This is a genomic window from Methylobacterium sp. WL120, assembly GCF_008039465.1.
Lineage (GTDB): Bacteria > Pseudomonadota > Alphaproteobacteria > Rhizobiales > Beijerinckiaceae > Methylobacterium > Methylobacterium cerastii.
Genome location: NZ_VRUT01000038.1, coordinates 1 through 16,306, shown reverse-complemented (window position 1 = coordinate 16,306; position 16,306 = coordinate 1). Strand labels below are relative to the sequence as shown.

The 16,306-nt window shown below is 70.9% G+C and carries 13 protein-coding genes; 10 read left to right on the top strand and 3 right to left on the bottom strand.

Annotated elements, in window-relative coordinates:
- Window positions 1-181 precede the first annotated feature (181 nt).
- From FV229_RS09745 to FV229_RS09730, 4 genes are read left to right on the top strand one after another with little or no spacing between them, the layout of a single operon-like run.
- Entirely contained in the window at window positions 182-1,429 is a 1,248-nt protein-coding gene (locus FV229_RS09745) for an acyl-CoA dehydrogenase family protein (RefSeq protein ID WP_147751769.1), read from the top strand.
- The gene (locus tag FV229_RS09740; protein WP_246688127.1) at window positions 1,426-2,487 is read left to right on the top strand and encodes a phosphotransferase family protein; all 1,062 of its coding nucleotides are present in this window, start codon (window positions 1,426-1,428) and stop codon (window positions 2,485-2,487) included. Before FV229_RS09745 ends, FV229_RS09740 begins: the two co-directional genes overlap by 4 nt.
- A 5-nt stretch (window positions 2,488-2,492) precedes the next feature.
- On the top strand, window positions 2,493-3,260 hold the full coding sequence (locus FV229_RS09735; RefSeq protein ID WP_147751768.1) for an SDR family NAD(P)-dependent oxidoreductase: 768 nt from the start codon (window positions 2,493-2,495) through the stop codon (window positions 3,258-3,260).
- A gap of 4 nt (window positions 3,261-3,264) precedes the next feature.
- A complete protein-coding gene (locus FV229_RS09730) occupies window positions 3,265-4,047 on the top strand; it encodes an SDR family oxidoreductase (RefSeq protein ID WP_147751767.1) in 783 nt (260 codons plus the stop codon).
- Between the two features lie 116 nt (window positions 4,048-4,163).
- Here FV229_RS09730 and FV229_RS09725 read toward each other — a convergent pair whose 3' ends face one another.
- Window positions 4,164-6,260: a 3-hydroxyacyl-CoA dehydrogenase NAD-binding domain-containing protein gene (locus FV229_RS09725; protein WP_147751766.1), complete on the bottom strand. Its 2,097-nt coding sequence runs from the start codon at window positions 6,258-6,260 to the stop codon at window positions 4,164-4,166.
- An 84-nt stretch (window positions 6,261-6,344) separates the two neighbouring features.
- Entirely contained in the window at window positions 6,345-7,538 is a 1,194-nt protein-coding gene (locus FV229_RS09720; protein ID WP_147751765.1) for a CaiB/BaiF CoA-transferase family protein, read from the bottom strand.
- Between the two features lie 172 nt (window positions 7,539-7,710).
- Here FV229_RS09720 and FV229_RS09715 point away from each other — a divergent pair, with 172 nt between their 5' ends.
- The 4 genes from FV229_RS09715 (at window position 7,711) to FV229_RS09700 (ending at window position 13,144) form a co-directional block, all read left to right on the top strand.
- The gene (locus tag FV229_RS09715) at window positions 7,711-9,429 is read left to right on the top strand and encodes an AMP-binding protein (protein WP_246688126.1); all 1,719 of its coding nucleotides are present in this window, start codon (window positions 7,711-7,713) and stop codon (window positions 9,427-9,429) included.
- Window positions 9,426-10,610: an acetyl-CoA C-acyltransferase gene (locus FV229_RS09710; protein ID WP_147751763.1), complete on the top strand. Its 1,185-nt coding sequence runs from the start codon at window positions 9,426-9,428 to the stop codon at window positions 10,608-10,610. The genes FV229_RS09715 and FV229_RS09710 overlap by 4 nt, the downstream gene beginning before the upstream one ends.
- A 3-nt stretch (window positions 10,611-10,613) precedes the next feature.
- A complete protein-coding gene (locus tag FV229_RS09705) occupies window positions 10,614-11,810 on the top strand; it encodes an acyl-CoA dehydrogenase family protein (protein WP_147751762.1) in 1,197 nt (398 codons plus the stop codon).
- 182 nt (window positions 11,811-11,992) lie between these two features.
- Window positions 11,993-13,144: an acyl-CoA dehydrogenase gene (locus FV229_RS09700; RefSeq protein ID WP_147751761.1), complete on the top strand. Its 1,152-nt coding sequence runs from the start codon at window positions 11,993-11,995 to the stop codon at window positions 13,142-13,144.
- Window positions 13,145-13,242: 98 nt separating this feature from the next.
- On the opposite strand, the gene FV229_RS09695 is transcribed toward FV229_RS09700, so the two are convergent.
- Complete coding sequence (locus FV229_RS09695) at window positions 13,243-14,469, bottom strand: TetR/AcrR family transcriptional regulator (protein WP_147751760.1); 1,227 nt, start codon at window positions 14,467-14,469, stop codon at window positions 13,243-13,245.
- A 223-nt stretch (window positions 14,470-14,692) separates the two neighbouring features.
- Between FV229_RS09695 and phaZ the strand changes: the two genes are divergently transcribed.
- Both phaZ and FV229_RS28005 read left to right on the top strand, forming a co-directional pair.
- Window positions 14,693-15,901 (top strand): polyhydroxyalkanoate depolymerase, encoded by a 1,209-nt coding sequence (gene phaZ / locus FV229_RS09690; protein ID WP_147751759.1) that lies wholly within the window; start codon window positions 14,693-14,695, stop codon window positions 15,899-15,901.
- 109 nt (window positions 15,902-16,010) lie between these two features.
- Window positions 16,011-16,306, top strand: a 296-nt coding sequence (locus tag FV229_RS28005) for a DUF4175 family protein (RefSeq protein WP_246688125.1), incomplete at its 3' end; no start/stop codon positions are given.

The following is a 16,306-nucleotide window of genomic DNA, read 5'->3' as shown; positions in this document are numbered from 1 at the left end:
GAGATCGCCTTGCGGTTGCGTCCTGCGACGGACCGCACGTCCGGTCCGGGCCGCCGTCGCAGACGGCCGGCGCGATCTTTCAGGCCTGGCCCGGTCGGGGCTTGTCGCCCGATTCGAAGCGGGAGTACGGTCCCCTCGCCCAGCCGCGCGACGACGTCGGCGGGCCCAGGGAGTGGAAGCATTGGATTTTTCCCCGTCCTCGACGCAGGAGCGCTGGCTCAAGCGCGTGCGCGACTTCATGGCCGCCGAGGTCTACCCGGCGCTCGACGCCGTGAAGGCCGAGACGGCGCAGACCGTGCCCGACCGCTGGGCGCCCTCCGAGGCGATCGAGGGCCTGAAGGCGAAGGCGCACGCGGCCGGCCTGTGGAACCTGTTCCTGCCGCCCTCGCCCGAGCACGACACCGAGGAATTCCGGGGTGCCGGGCTGACCAACCTCGACTACGCGCGCTGCGCCGAGGAGATGGGCCGGATCGCGTGGGCCTCGGAGGTGTTCAACTGCTCGGCGCCCGACACCGGCAACATGGAGGTGCTGCACCGCTACGGCAGCGCGATGCACAAGGAGCGCTGGCTCAAGCCCCTGATGGCCGGAGAGATCCGCTCCGCCTTCCTGATGACCGAGCCGGAGGTCGCCTCCTCGGACGCGACCAACATCGCGACCTCGATCCGCCGCGACGGCGACCACTACGTCGTCAACGGCCGCAAGTGGTGGTCCACCGGCGTCGGCGACCGGCGCTGCAAGGTCGCGATCGTCATGGGCAAGACCGACCCCGACGCGCCGCGCCACCAACAGCAATCCCAGATCTTCGTGCCCCTCGACGCGCCCGGCGTCGAGATCAAGCGGATGCTCTCGGTGTTCGGCTACGACGAGGCCCCACACGGCCACGCCGAGGTGATCCTGCGCGACGTGCGCGTGCCGGCCGAGAACCTGATCCTCGGCGAGGGCCGCGGCTTCGAGATCGCCCAGGGCCGCCTCGGGCCGGGGCGCATCCACCACTGCATGCGCACCATCGGCGCGGCCGAGGCCGCCCTGGAGGCGATGGTGCGCCGCCTGCTCTCGCGCACCGCCTTCGGTAAGCGGCTGGCCGACCAGTCGGTCTGGGAGCAGCGGGTGGCGGAAGCCCGCATCGACATCGAGATGACGCGGCTGCTCTGCCTGAAGGCCGCCGACATGATGGACAAGGTCGGCGCCAAGGCGGCCAAGCTCGAGATCGCGATGATTAAGGTCGCCGCCCCGCGCATCGCGCTGAAGGTGCTCGACGACGCGATCCAGGCCCATGGCGGCGCCGGCGTCTCCGACGACTTCGACCTGGCGCGGACCTACGCCCACGTCCGCACCCTGCGGCTGGCCGACGGACCGGACGAGGTGCACAACCGCTCGATCGCCCGCCTGGAATTCGCCCGGCACAGCAACGCGGGCCCCGCCGCGTGAGTGAGACCGGGGACGCCGCCTTCGCCGGCACCAAGCCGGTCGACCCGCGCCACCGGATCGACGAGGCCGCGCTGTCGGCCTGGATGGCCGGGCACGTGGCGGGCTTTCGCGGCCCGCTCGCGCTGCGCCAGTTCAAGGGCGGCCAATCGAACCCGACCTATCGACTGGAGACGCCGGGCGGGGCCTACGTGCTGCGACGCAAGCCGTTCGGCCCGCTGTTGCCCTCGGCGCACGCGGTCGAGCGCGAATACCGCCTGATCCGGGCGCTGCACGGCACCGGCTTCCCGGTGCCCCGCGCCGACGCGCTGTGCGAGGATGCCGGCGTCGTCGGCGCGGCCTTCTACGTGATGGAGGCGGTCGAGGGCGCGGTGCACTGGAACGCGGCCCTGCCCGACCTCGGGCCGGCGGAACGGCGCGGCGTCTACGAGGGGATGATCGCGACACTGGCGCGCCTGCACCAGACCGACCACGCCGCGATCGGGCTCGACGATTACGGGCGGCCGGGCAACTACTTCGCCCGCCAGGTCGATCGCTGGACCAGGCAGTACCGCGCCGCCGAGGGCGACCGGCTCGAGGCGGCCGAGCGGCTGATCGCGTGGCTGCCGCGGACCGTGCCGGAGCAGGACCGCGTCTCGATCGTCCACGGCGACTACCGCCTCGACAACATGATCTTTTCGGGCGGCCGCGTCGCCGCGGTGCTCGATTGGGAACTCTCGACGCTGGGCGATCCGCTCGCCGACTTCAGCTACCTGCTGATGCACTGGGTGCTGCCGGCGGACGGGCGCAGCGCGCTCGGCGGCCTCGACCTCGGGAGCCTCGGCATCCCGACGCAGGCGGAGGCGGTGGCGCTCTACTGCCGCGAGACCGGGCGCGACGGCCTGCCCGACCTGAACTGGTACTTCGCCTACAACCTGTTCCGCCTCGTCGGCATCCTGCAGGGCATCGCCGGGCGGATGAAGGCCGGCACCGCCGCGAGCGACCACGCCGCCGACATGGCGGCCCGCGTCCCCAAGCTCGCCGACGCGGCCTGGTCCTTCGCCGTGAAGGCCGGGGCCTGACCGCGATGGATCGGATCGTCGTCGTCACCGGCGCTGCGGGCGGCATCGGCCGCGCCCTCTGCGCGCGGTTCGCGGCGGACGGCGCGACGGTCGTCGCCGCCGACATCGATGCGGCCGGCGCCGCCGAGACCGCGGCCGAGGTCGGCGGCACGCCCGCGACCTGCGACGTGGGCGAGGCCGAGAGCGTCGCCGACCTCGTCGCGCGCACGATCCGCGACCACGGCCGGGTGGATGTCTACGCCTCGAATGCCGGCATCCTGCTCCGCGATCCCGATCCCGAGAACGCGGCCTCCGCAGCGGAAGCCGACTGGGCCAGCGCCTGGGCCGTCAACGTCATGGGCCACGTCCACGCGGCGCGGGCGCTGCTGCCGGATTGGATCGCCCGGCGCTCCGGGAGCTTCCTCGCCACGGTTTCCGCGGCGGGGCTGCTCAGCCAGATCGGCAGCGCCACCTATTCCACCACCAAGCACGCTGCGCTCGGCTTCTGCGAGCACCTGGCGATCACCCATCGCGATCACGGCATCCGCGTCGCCGCGCTGTGTCCGCAGGGCGTCGACACGGCGATGGTGCGCGGCGCCTCCCCGCGCGAGCCGGCTCTGCGCGACGGCCTGCTCAGCCCTGCCGCCGTAGCCGAGGCGGCGTTCACGGGGCTCGCGGAGGGCCGATTCCTGATCCTGCCGCACGGCCAAGTCGCCGCGTACGTGCGCCGCAAGGCCGACGACCACGACCGCTGGATCGGCGGCATGGCCAAGCTCAGACGCGCGAGAGGATGATCCGATGTCGCTGTTCGATCTCACCGGCAAAGTCGCCGTCATCACCGGCTCGTCCCGGGGAATCGGCCGCGCCATCGCCCTGCGGATGGCCGAGCAGGGCGCGCGGGTGGTGGTGTCGTCGCGCAAGCGCGAGGCCTGCGACGCGGTCGTGGCCGAGATCGAGGCGGCGCACGGCGCGGGCCGCGCGATGGCGGTGCCGGCCAGCATCTCGGTGAAGGACGACCTCGTCCGCCTGATCTCCGAAACCCGCGAAAAATTCGGGGAAGTGGACGTGCTGGTCTGCAATGCCGCCAGCAACCCGTATTACGGCCCGCTCGCCGAGATCAAGGACGAGCAGTTCCAGAAGATCCTGTCGAACAACGTCGTCTCGAACCACTGGCTGATCCAGCTCGTGGCGCCGTCGATGATCGCCCGGCGGGACGGCGCGATCGTCATCGTCTCCTCGATCGGCGGCCTCAAGGGCTCGCCGGTGATCGGTGCCTACAACGTCTCGAAGGCCGCCGACATGCAGCTCGCCCGCAACTACGCGGTCGAGTACGGCCCACACAACGTCCGGGTGAACTGCATCTGCCCCGGCCTCGTGCGCACCGACTTCGCCCGCGCCCTGTGGGAGGACCCCAAGGTGCTGGAGGCCGCGACCTCGGGCGCCCCGTTGCGCCGCATCGGCGAGCCGGACGAGATCGCGGGCGCCGCCATCTTCCTCGCCTCCGCCGCGGGGCGGTTCACGACCGGTCAGGCGATCGTGGTGGATGGCGGCGTGACGATCGCCAGCGGGGCGATCGGGTAAGAGAGACGATCGCTCGAAGCCCTGTACGGCCCCCTCTCCCGTTCGGGAGAGGGGACCAGCGGCACCTTCGGCAACCCGAGAAGTCGCAGCCGCGCGAAGGTTGGAGGGTGGCGCTTTCAGCCCGCGTTCCGCGCCGCCCTGTCGTACCCGGCGAAGCTCCCGCCTTCCGCGACGAGCTTTTCCAACAGGGCCGAAGGCGTGAATTCCGGCCCGTGCTCGGCTTCGAAAGCCTGCATCCGAGCCAGGATCGTGTCGAGGCCGATGGCGTCGGCCCAGTGCATCGGGCCGCCGGTGTAGACCGGCCAGCCGTAGCCGTTGATCCACACCGTATCGATGTCGGAGGCCCGCAGCGCCTTGCCCTCTTCGAGGATCTTGGCGCCCTCGTTGACCATCGGATAGAGGCAGCGCTCCAGGATCTCCTGGTCCGTCACGGTGCGGCGGGCGATGCCCTTGCGCTCGGACACCTGACGGATCACCGCTTCGACTTCGGACGAGGGCGTGGACTTCCGGTTCTCGTCGTAATCGTAGAAGCCGCGCCCGGTCTTCTGTCCGCGGCGGTCCTGCTCGCACAGGATGTCGCGCACGCTCTCGCCCTTCGAGGTCTCGGCCGACCAGCCGATGTCGAGGCCGGCGAGGTCGCTCATCGCGAACGGCCCCATCGGCAACCCGACGCCCTCGACCACCCGGTCCACGTCCTGCGGCAGGGCGCCTTCGAGGATCAGCTTGTTGGCCTCGCGTTGGCGCTGCTCCAGCATGCGGTTGCCGACGAAGCCGTGGCAGACGCCGACCAGCACCGCGACCTTGCCGATCCGCCGCCCCAGGGCCATCGCGGTGGCGATCACGTCGGGTGCGGTCTTCGCGCCGCGCACCACTTCGAGGAGCCGCATGACGTTGGCCGGCGAGAAGAAATGCATGCCGATCACGTCCTGCGGGCGCTTCGTCATGCCGGCGATCACGTCGATGTCGAGGTAGGAGGTGTTGGAGGCGAGGATCGCGCCCGGCTTGGCGATGGCGTCGAGCTTCTCGAAGATCGTGCGCTTGAGGTCCATGTCCTCGAACGCCGCCTCGATGATCAGGTCGCACGCGGCGAGGTCGGCGAAGTCGAGGCTGTCGGTGAGCAGCCCCATCCGGGTCTCGACGTCGGCGGCGGTGATGCGGCCCTTCTTGGCCGAGCCGTCGTAGTTCCTGCGGATCGTCTTCAGCCCGCGCTCCAGCGCCTCGGGCTTGGCCTCGACGATCGTCACCGGGATGCCGGCGTTGAGGAAGTTCATGCTGATGCCGCCGCCCATCGTGCCGGCGCCGATGATGCCGACGCGGGCGACCGCGCGGGTCGGCGTGTCCTTGCCCAGGCCCGGGATCTTGGCGGCCTCGCGCTCGGCGAAGAAGACGTGGCGCTGGGCGATCGACTGGGCGCCGTGCATCAGCCGCTCGAAGGTCTCGCGCTCGAAGGCCATGCCTTCCGCGAACGGTCTATTGCAGGCCGCCTCGACGCAGCGGATGCAACCCTCCGGCGCCTCGAGGCCGCGGAACTTCTTCGCGTTCGCCTTAAGGAAGGCCTCGAACAGGCCGGGGTTGTCGCGCCCCTCGGCGATCCGGTCGTCGCGGTCGCGGATGCGCGGCGATGCCTGCCCCTCGGCCAGGACGCGCTCGGCGAAGGCGACCGCGTCCGCCACTAATGTGACCGCGCCGGTCAACGCGTCGACGAGACCCATCGCCTGCGCGGCCTTGGCGCCGACGGGCTGGCCCGAGGTGATGATTTCCAGAGCCTTCTGCGGGCCGACCACCCGCGGCAGGCGCTGCGTGCCGCCGGCGCCCGGCACGAGGCCGAGCTTGACCTCCGGCAGGCCGAGCTTGGCCGAGGGCGTCGCGACCCGGTGGTGGCAGGCGAGCGCGAGCTCGAGGCCGCCGCCGAGCGCCTGCCCGTGGATCGCGGCGACCACCGGCTTGAACGAGGTCTCGATGATGTCGAGCAGCTCACCCAGGCCCATACCGCGAGGCGGCTTGCCGAACTCCGTGATGTCGGCGCCGCCCGAGAACAGCTTGCCCGAACCGGTGAGCACGATCGCGCCGACCGCCTCGTCCGCGCCCGCTTCCGCGATCCGGTCGCGCAGGCTCTCGCGCAACGGGGTGCCGAGCGCGTTCACCGGCGGCGAGGCCAGGGTGATCACGGCGATGCGGCCGTCGCGGCGGAGGGTGGTCGGGGTGTCGGTCATGCTGGCTTCCTCATCGTCGCCGCGCCCGGTTCGCTCCGGGCGTCGGCCGTTTTCGAGATCGGGGTCCGGCCCTGTCGGCGAGGCTCAGCCTGCGACGACGCCGCGTGCCCGCAGGTCCGCGATATGCTTCGAATCGAGGCCGAGTTCCGCGAGCAGCGCGTCGGTGTGCTCGCCGAGGCTCGGCGGCGGCCGGCGCACCGGCGGCCGGTCGCCGTCGAGGCGATAGGGCGGCGCGAGGACGGGCGAGCGGCCCGCGTGCAGCATGCCGGCCTGCGCCGTGCGTTCGGAACGGAACGCCTCGTGCAGGCCCGCGACCTCGCCGCAGGGGATGCCGGCGGCGCGAAGCGCCTCGATCAGCGCCGCTCGCGGGATGCGGGCCAGTTCGCGGTCGATCTCGGGGGCGAGCCGTGCGCGATGGCGCGAGCGGCCGAGGTTGGTCGCGAAGTCCGGGTCGGCGGCAAGGTCTTCGCGGCCGATCACCGTGCAGAAGCGGCGATACTGGCCGTTGTTGCCGACCGTGATCACGAGGGGACCGTCCGCCGCCTCGAACACGCCGTAGGGCACGATCGCCGGGTGGGCGTTGCCGACCCGCTCGGGATCGCGGCCGAGGGCGAGCGCTGCGAGGCCGACATAGGAGGTGAGGCTGAGGCCGGAATCGTAGAGCGCCATCTCGACGTGGCGTCCGCGCCCGGTGCGGTGGCGCTGCAGGAGCGCGGCGAGCACCGCCTGCGCCGCGTACTGGCCGGTGAACAGGTCCACCGCCGCCACGCCGAACTTCAGCGGCGGCTCCTCGGGCCGGCCGTTCAACGCCATCAGCCCGGACTCGCCCTGCACCACGAGGTCGTAGCCCGGCCGGTCCGCCTCCGGCCCGTCGCCGACGTAGCCGGCCACCGAGCAGTAGACCAAGCCCGGGTTCTCGGCCGAGAGGCGCGCGTAGCCGAGGCCGAGCTTGTCGGCGCCGCCGCGCTTGAAGTTCTGGATCAGCACGTCGCAGCCGGCGGCGATCCTGCGCGCCAGGTCCGCGCCCTCTTCGGTCGCGAGGTCGAGGCCGAGCGAGCGCTTGTTGCGGTTCACGCTGTCGAAATAGGTGGTGTTGCCCGGGCTGGTGGCGACGCCCCAGTCGCGGGTGTCGTCGCCGCGCTCGGGATGCTCGACCTTGATCACGTCGGCGCCGAGGTCGGCGAGCACCTGTCCACACCACGGGCCGGCCAGCACGCGCGACAAGTCGAGGACGCGGATGCCCGACAGCGGCAGGTCCTGTTCCGTCGTCGGCTCCATCGGTTCCTCCAGATCCTGCATTCGGCGCGTGTGCGGCGCCGCCTGGCACCGCGCCCGGCCTTCCGGTTTCGAAAAACCGGTATGTTCGGTTGACAGCGACCGCCATCGGCATAAATCGAATTTCGCAATCATGGAACAGCGACCCGCCCGAGGTCGCGTCTGGGAGGTTGGCGTGTCGCATCTGGCGATCCGAGAGGCCGAATCGCCAGCGGAGGCTCGGGCGGAGGCCTGGGCGCGGCACTTCCCGGAATCCTGCGATTGGGACGGCGCGATCGAGGTCGGAACGATTCCGGACCTGCTCGCGGCCGGCGTCGCCGGGGCGAAGGGGCCGGCTTTCGATTTTCGCGGACGCCCGATCGGCTATCCCGAATTCGCCGACCACGTCGAGGCGATCGCCGCCGGCCTGATCCGGCTCGGGTTGGCGCCCGACGCCACGATCGGCTTGCACCTGCCGAACACCCCGTTCCACCCTGTGGCGTTCTTCGCCGCAGCCCGCGCCGGGCTGCGGGTGGCGCACCTGTCCGGCCTCGATGCGCCGCGGGAACTCGCGCACAAGATCGGCACCACCCGCGCCCGCGTCCTCGTGACCACCAACCTGCCCGGCTTCCTGCCGGTGGCGCTGACGCTGCTCGACGAGGGCGCCGTGGACACCGTCCTCGTCGGCGACGACGCGGAATGGGGCGCCTCCACCGTGCTGGAGCCCCTGCCGATCCCGGACCGCTCCGGCGTCGTACCGCTGGCCGCGTTGCGCAGCGCGCCGCGCCCGGCCGCCTGGCCGCAGCGCAAGCCCTCCGACGTGATGCTGCTGCAATTCACCGGCGGCACCACCGGCCTGCCGAAGGCGGCGATGCTGACCCACGGCAACCTGACGGCCGCCGTCTCGATGTACCGGCTCTGGACTGACGACGGCGACGAGAGCGAGGCCTCGGCCCGCGCCGTCTGCGTTCTGCCGCTGTTCCACATCTACGCGCTGACGACGGTGCTCCTGCGCGGCATCCGCGGCGGCACGCAGATCCTGCTGCGCCAGCGCTTCGACCCGGAGGAGATCGTCGCCGACATCGAAGTCCGCCGCGCTACGGCGCTGCCGGGGGTGCCGACGATGTGGTTCGCGCTGCTGAACCGCCCCGGCATCGAGGCGGTGGACTTCTCGTCGCTCCGCTCGTGCATGAGCGGCGGCGCGCCCCTGCCCTTCGACGTGATGGGCCGCCTGAGCCGGCTGATGGGCGTCAACCTCGGGGTCGGCTGGGGCATGACCGAGACCTCGCCTGCCGGCACCCGCCTGCCGCGCGCGGCCGAGCGCCGGCCCGGCGTGATCGGCATCCCGTTGAAGGGCATCGCCATGCGGGTCGTCTCCCTCGACGACCCTTCGGTGGAGGTGCCGACCGGGGAGACCGGCGAGATCGCGATCCGCGGGCCCAACGTCTTCGCCGGCTACTTCGAGCAGCCGGACGCCACGGCCGAAGCGTTCCGCGACGGCTGGTTCCTCACCGGCGACATCGGGCGAGTGGACGAGAACGGCCTGTTCGACCTCGTCGACCGGCGCAAGAACATGATCATTTCGGGCGGCTACAACGTCTACCCGGTGCAGATCGAGAGCGCGATCTACGAGCATCCGGCGGTCGCCGAGACCATCGTCATCGGCATCCCTTGCGACTATCGCGGCCAGGCGGCCAAGGCCTTCGTCACCCTGAAGCCCGGCGCCGAGCGCTTCACCCTCGACGAGCTCAACGCCTTCCTCGCCAGCCGCATCGGCCGCCACGAGATCCCGCGGGCGCTCGAATTCCGGGACGCCCTCCCCCGTAGCCCGGCGGGCAAGCTGCTCGCCAGCGTGCTCGTCGCCGAAGTACAGGCCATGACGGCGCGCGACAACACCGGAGCCCGACCCGCATGATCGACGCCGTCATCGTCTCCACCGCCCGCACGCCGATCGGCAAGGCGTTCCGCGGCGCGCTGAACCTGACAGACGGCGCCGACCTCGGGGCCCACGCGATCCGCGCCGCGGTCGAGCGCGCCGGCGTCGAGCCGGCCGAGGTCGAGGAGGTCGTGCTCGGCTGCGGCTATCCTGAGAACGCGACCGGCGGCAACGTCGCGCGGCACGCGAGCCTCGTCGCCGGCATCCCGGTCGGGTCGGCCGGCGTGACGGTGTCGCGGTTTTGCGCCTCGGGCCTCGAGGCGATCGCCAGCGCCGCACGGCGCGTGATCCTCGACGGCGTGCCGGTGGCGGTGGCCGGCGGCCTCGAATCGATCAGCCTGGTGCAGCCGAAGGTGCAGAAGGAGCTGACCCGCAACGACTGGCTCTTCGCCCACCTGCCGGCGATCTACATGCCGATGATCGAGACCGCCGACATCGTCGCCGAGCGTTACGGCATTTCGCGCGAGGCCCAGGACGCGTTCGCGCTGGAAAGCCAGCGCCGCACCGCGGCGGCGCAGGAGCGCGGCCTGTTCGATGCCGAGATCGTGCCGATCTCCGCGATGATGTCGGTGACCGACAAGGCCACCGGCGAGACCCGTACCGTCGAGACGCGGCTCGCCAAGGACGAGGGCAACCGCCCCGACACGACGCTCGAAGGTCTGGCCAAGCTCAAGCCCGTGCGCGGCGAGACCGCGTTCATCACCGCCGGCAACGCCAGCCAGCTCTCGGACGGGGCCTCGGCCTGCGTGGTGATGTCGGGGGCGGAGGCTGTGAGGCGCGGGCTTGCCCCACTGGGCACCTTCCGCGGCTTCGCGTCGGCCGGCTGCGGCCCGGACGAGATGGGCATCGGCCCGGTTTTCGCGGTGCCGCGCCTGCTGGAGCGGCACGGGCTCAAAGTCGCCGACATCGACCTGTGGGAGCTGAACGAGGCCTTCGCGAGCCAGTCGCTGTACTGCCGCGACACACTCGGGATCGACCCGGAGCGGGTCAACGTCAACGGCGGCGCCATCAGCGTCGGGCACCCCTTCGGCATGAGCGGCGCCCGCCTCGTCGGCCATGCCCTGCTCGAGGGCCGGCGCCGCGGGGCGCGTTACGCCGTCGTCACCATGTGCGTGGCCGGCGGCATGGGCTGCGCCGGCCTGTTCGAGATCGGGAACTGAGCCATGGACCTGCGCTTCACCGCCGAGGAGATCGCGTTTCGCGACGAGGTCCGCAGCTTCTGCCGCGAGAAGATCCCGGCCGAGATCCGCCGCAAGGTCTCGGAAGGCCGGGGACTCGGCAAGGACGACGTCGTCACGGCCCAGCGCATCCTCAACGCCCGCGGCTGGGCCGTGCCGCATTGGCCGAAGGAATGGGGCGGCCAGGATTGGACGCCGATCCAGCGCTACATCTACACCGAGGAGCTGCTGCAGGCGGCGGTGCCGCTGCCGCAGCAGTTCAACTGCTACATGTTCGGCCCGGTGCTCGCGACCTTCGGCAACCAGGCGCAGAAGGAGCGCTTTCTGGCGCGCGCCGCGAACCTCGACGACTGGTGGTGCCAGGGCTTCTCCGAGCCCGGCGCCGGCTCCGACCTCGCCTCGCTCAAGACGAAGGCCGTGCGCGACGGCGACCACTACGTCGTCGACGGCCAGAAGACCTGGACGACGCTCGGCCAGCACGCCGACTGGATCTTCTGCCTCGTGCGCACCGACATGGAGGCGAAGAAGCAGCGCGGCATCTCCTTCCTGGTGATGGACATGACGACGCCGGGCATCACCGTGCGCCCGATCATCACCCTGGAGGGGCGCCACGAGGTCAACGAGGTGTTCTTCGATTCCGTGCGCGTGCCGGTCGAGAACCTGGTCGGCGAGGAGAACAAGGGCTGGGACTACGCCAAGTTCCTGCTCGCCAACGAGCGCACCGGCATCGCCCGGATCGGCCTGACCAAGGAGCGCATCCAGCGCATCAAGCGCCTGGCGCGGGAGATGCCGTCCGGCGCCGGCTCGATGTGGGACGACGGCGACTTCCGCGGGCGCGTCGCCGAGGTCGAGATCGAGCTGAAGGCGTTGGAGATCACCCAGATGCGGGTCGCGGCCAAGCTGGGCCGCGCCGACTCGGTGCAACCCGACCCGGCCTCCTCGCTCCTCAAGATCCGCGGCTCGCAGCTCCAACAGGCCGCCACCGAACTGCTGGTGGAGCTGGCCGGCCCGTTCTCGCTCGCGGCGCCCGCCCGCGGCGGCGGCGGCAACAACCCGCCCGGTGGCTTCGACTGGGTGGATGCGGCCGCGCCGAGCTACTTCAATAACCGCAAGGTCTCGATCTACGGCGGCTCGAACGAGATCCAGCACAACGTCATCGCCAAGGGCATCTTGGGGCTCTGATTTCTGCTCCGTCCGGCGGGCGTGGCTCCGGACCGCCCCCTCTCCCGGTGGGAGAGTGTTGGGGTGAGGGGCATGACCCATCCGGAAAGGTCACGCCCCTCATCCTGTCCTTCTCCCCCTGGGAGAAGGGACCCGCGGCCGCATCGGTCGCGTCGAGCGTCTCGTAGAAAGCGGTTCGTTTCATGGATTTCGACTTCAGCGAAGAGCAGAACCTGTTGCGCGACAGCGTCGAGCGCTTCTGCGCCGACGGCTATCCCTCGCTGGAGGCGCGCCAGGCCCGGACCCGCGAGCCGATGGGGTTCTCCGAGGCGAACTGGGGCAAGCTCGCAGAGCTCGGCGTCTGCGGCCTGCCGTTCTCGGAAGAAGATGGCGGGTTCGGCGGCGGCGCGGTCGAGACGATGATCGTGCTGGAGGCGATCGGCCGGAACCTCGCCGTCGAGCCGGTCTTCGCCAGCGGCGTCCTCGGCGCGACAGCGATTCGCCTTGGGGCCGATTCGGACCAGAAGGCGCGCTGGTTGCCCGGCCTGATCGAGGGCACCACGCGTCTCGCGCTCGCCCACACCGAGCGGCAGTCCCGCTACGACCTTCACGATGTCGCGACGAAAGCCCGCCGCGAGGGCTCGGGCTACGTGCTCGATGGCCAGAAGAGCGTGGTGCTGAACGCCGATTCCGCCGGCCTGATCGTGGTCAGCGCCCGCCTCTCGGGCGAGCGCCGCGACCGGCACGGCATCGGCCTGTTCGTGGTGCCGGCGGACGCGCCGGGCGTGACCATCGAAGCGTATCCGACCCAGGATGGCGGGCGGGCCGCGGAGGTCGCCTTCGCCAACGTCGCGGTCGGCGCGGACGCCGTACTCGGAGATCCGGAGGACGGCCTGCCGCTCCTCGTGCGCGTGGCCGAGCACGGCATCGCGGCGCTGGCGGCCGAGGCGCTCGGCTCCATGTCGGCGCTGCACGCGCTCACCGTCGATTACCTCAAGCAGCGCAAGCAGTTCGGCGTTACGGTCGGCAGCTTCCAGGCGCTGCAGCACCGGGCGGTCGACATGCTGATCGCCCTGGAGCAGGCGCGCTCGATGGCGATCTACGGGGCGATGATGGTGGAATCCGCCGACGCCGCCGAGCGTGCGGCCGCGCTCTCCGCGGTGAAGGTGCAGGTCAACAAGGCCTGCCGTTTCCTCGGCCAGGAGGCTGTGCAGCTCCACGGCGGCATCGGCATGACCATGGAGTACATCGGCGCGCACCACTTCAAGCGCTTGGCGATGATCGAGTACCAGCTCGGCGACACGCCCTACCATCTGCGCCGCGTCGCCGACGACGGCGGCCTGATCGCGGCCTAGAGCTTTTCCGCGATCCCTGGACCATGGAAAAAGCTCTAACCTGCTGTGTGGTCGCATTTTCTTCACGCGAGCCGGCATCCACCTCGCTTGAAAATGCTCTAACCGGACGGAGCGTAGACGCCGACGAACAGCGGGCGTGCGAAGACGTCCGCCGCGTGCGCCCCCTCGACCTCGCACCAGCGGTCGAGGTCGGAGGCCGCGTCGATCATGCTGCTCACGACCTGGGCCGCGATCGACGGGTCGATCGCGCGGATCGAGCCGTCGGCGATGCCGTCCCCGATCGGGAAGGCGAGGCGCTCCCACAGCCGCCGCATGGTCAGCGGGATCTCGGCCCGCAGGCTGTCCGGCAGCGCGCCGACGGCGGTGCAGCGCAGGAGCGGCCCGCGCTCGGAGACCTGATGGCGCATCAGGGCGCGGGCGCAGGCGGTGATCCGCATCCAGCCGCTGCCGCCGGCGGCCTCCGCCGCCTCCTGCTCCCGCCGCAGGATTTCGAAGGTGCGCGCGAAGCACTGGGCGATCAGGTCGTCCTTGTTGTCGTTGTGGTGGTAGAACGAGCCCTTCGTCACGCTGAGCCGCGCCGAGATCTTCTCGACAGACGCGCCGCGATAGCCTTCCGCGTTGATCAGCGCGGTCGCCGCCCGCAGGAACGGCTCGGTCGGGTCGGCGGGTGTCGCGACGGGATCGGGCGCATCGCCGCTCCAGCGGCTCTCCGGCCCCGCGAGCCCGCGCAGCAGCAGGTCGGCGACGCGCTCGCCGACGCGGGGGTAGTCTGCCGCCTCGTAGCGGTCGATCCAGGCGCGGACCGTGTGGACCACCGAGATCACGAGATGCGTCCGCGCGTTCAGCGCGTCCCGGTCGAGACCCGGGAAGGCGGCTTCGGGGAAGAACGCCGCGCGCGCCTGCCGGAAGAAGGCGTTGTAGGCGGCATAGACCATCGCGCTCTGCGGCTCGGGCAGCGCGCGCATGTCGGTGAGCCGGACCTGCGGCGGCCGCGCCCCGGTCTCGATCGCCGCCAGATCGCGGAAATACGCGGCGAGGAAGGCGGAGAGCCGCCGAGGCGGGTCGGCGGAGGCCGCCGTCTCGGCTAGCAGGGCCTCATGCCACGCGATGGTGCTACCGTAGCAGGCGGCCGCCAAGTCCTCCTTGCGGCGATAATAGTAGGTGATGCTGTTCGGCATGAGGCCGACGCTGCCGCCGACGTCGTTCAGCGCCGTGCCGCGGATGCCGCGGGCGTTGAAGTGCCGTGCCGCCGCGTCGAGGATGGCCTCGCGCTTCTGGGCGTAGCGTTTGGTCTGCCCCGCGGCGGGCCTGCCTCCATCGATCATCGTCGCGATTGAGCATGGCCTTACCCGGACTGACAAGCGGGCGGCTGCGAGACGTGATACCCCGAAGCCACAGGGCGGCGGCTTCGTCGTTTAACCAGTTGCGGTGCTCGCGCGCACGACTGATCCTGCCTCCATGATGATGCAGCACGACGCGGCGTATCAGCCCCAACCGGAAGCCGTGACCGCCCGCTCGTCGGGCCGGTCGCGCACGAGTGCACGCCCCATGCTGTACGACGCGTTCGACATGCAATGCGACATGGCCCAGCAGACGCGGGCCTGGGGACGGGTGCTGCACGATGCGGTCTCGCCCTGGGCCGGCTTCGGCGAGTCGATGAACTGGATGTCGGCCGGCGCCCGCATGATGATGCGCGCCGGCCTGACCTTCGCGCGCCCCTCCTTCGGCATCGACACGATCGCGGTCGGCAACCGCGAGGTCCCGGTGGTCGAGGAGCCGATGCTCTCGACGCCGTTCGGCACCCTGCTGCGCTTCCGCAAGGACATCGACACCGAGCAGCCGAAGGTGCTGGTGGTGGCCCCGCTCTCGGGCCACTTCGCGACGCTGCTGCGGAGCACGGTGAAGACCCTGCTGCCCGACCACGACGTCTACATCACCGATTGGCACAACGCCCGCGACGTGCCGCTCTCGGATGGCGCCTTCGGCTTCGACGACTATGTCGGCCACCTCGTGCAGTTCCTCGGGGCGATGGGCGGCCCCGCCCACGTGCTCGCCGTGTGCCAGCCGACCGTGCAGGCGCTCGCCGCCGCCGCAGTCATGGCCGAGACCAAGGATTCGGCCGCGCCCCGCAGCATGACGCTGATGGCCGGCCCGGTGGATTGCCGCATCAGCCCGACCTCGGTGAACGCGCTCGCCACCTCGAAGCCGATCGAGTGGTTCGAGAAGAACCTGATCTCCACCGTGCCCCGGCGCCACAAGGGCGCCGGCCGGCGCGTCTACCCCGGCTTCGTGCAGGTCTCGGCCTTCGTGTCGATGAACACCAAGCGACACATGCAGGGCCATGCGGACCTGTTCTGGCACATGGCCAACGGCGAGGTCGAGAAGGCCGACGCGATCGCCGGGTTCTACGACGAGTACTTCGCCGTGCTCGACCTGGCGGCGGAATTCTACATCGAGACGGTGAAGACGGTGTTCCAGGACTACACCCTGGCCAAGAACGAGCTGACCTACCGTGGCAACCCGATCGACATGCGCTCGATCCGCAAGACCGCGCTGATGACGGTCGAGGGCGAGCGCGACGACATCTGCGCCGTCGGACAGACCATGGCGGCGCACGACCTCTGCTCCAGCCTGCCCCCGCACATGCGCAGCCACCACCTCCAGGCCGGCGTCGGCCACTATGGCGTGTTCTCGGGCCGCAAGTGGGAAGGGCAGACCTACCCGCTTGTGCGCAACTTCATCCAGTCGCACAACTAACGGCACTTGCTTCGCCCTGAGCGGATTTGACCCGCACGCGCACGATGCCCACCATGCTAGCCTGCCTGCAGAAAGATGCAGGTTCGAGAGCGGCGAGGCGATTGCGGGCGTGAGCAGAACCGATCCGAAGCAATCCGACACCGCCGCGCAGCTCGACCGGCTCGTGGCGCAGGCCAGCGCCGCCGGCCTCTGGGAGCGGGCCTGGCCGGTGCTGTGGCGGGGCTTGGGCGTCGTTCTGGCGTTCCTCGCCGTATCCTGGCTTGGGCTCTGGCTCGATCTCCCCGCCACCTGGCGCATCGTTGGCCTCGTCGCCTTCGCTGCCGCGCTCGTCGCCGTGCTGGCGCCGCTCGTGCGCCTGCGCCGGGCCGACCGGCGCGCCGCGCTCGCCCGCATCCGCGCGATCCA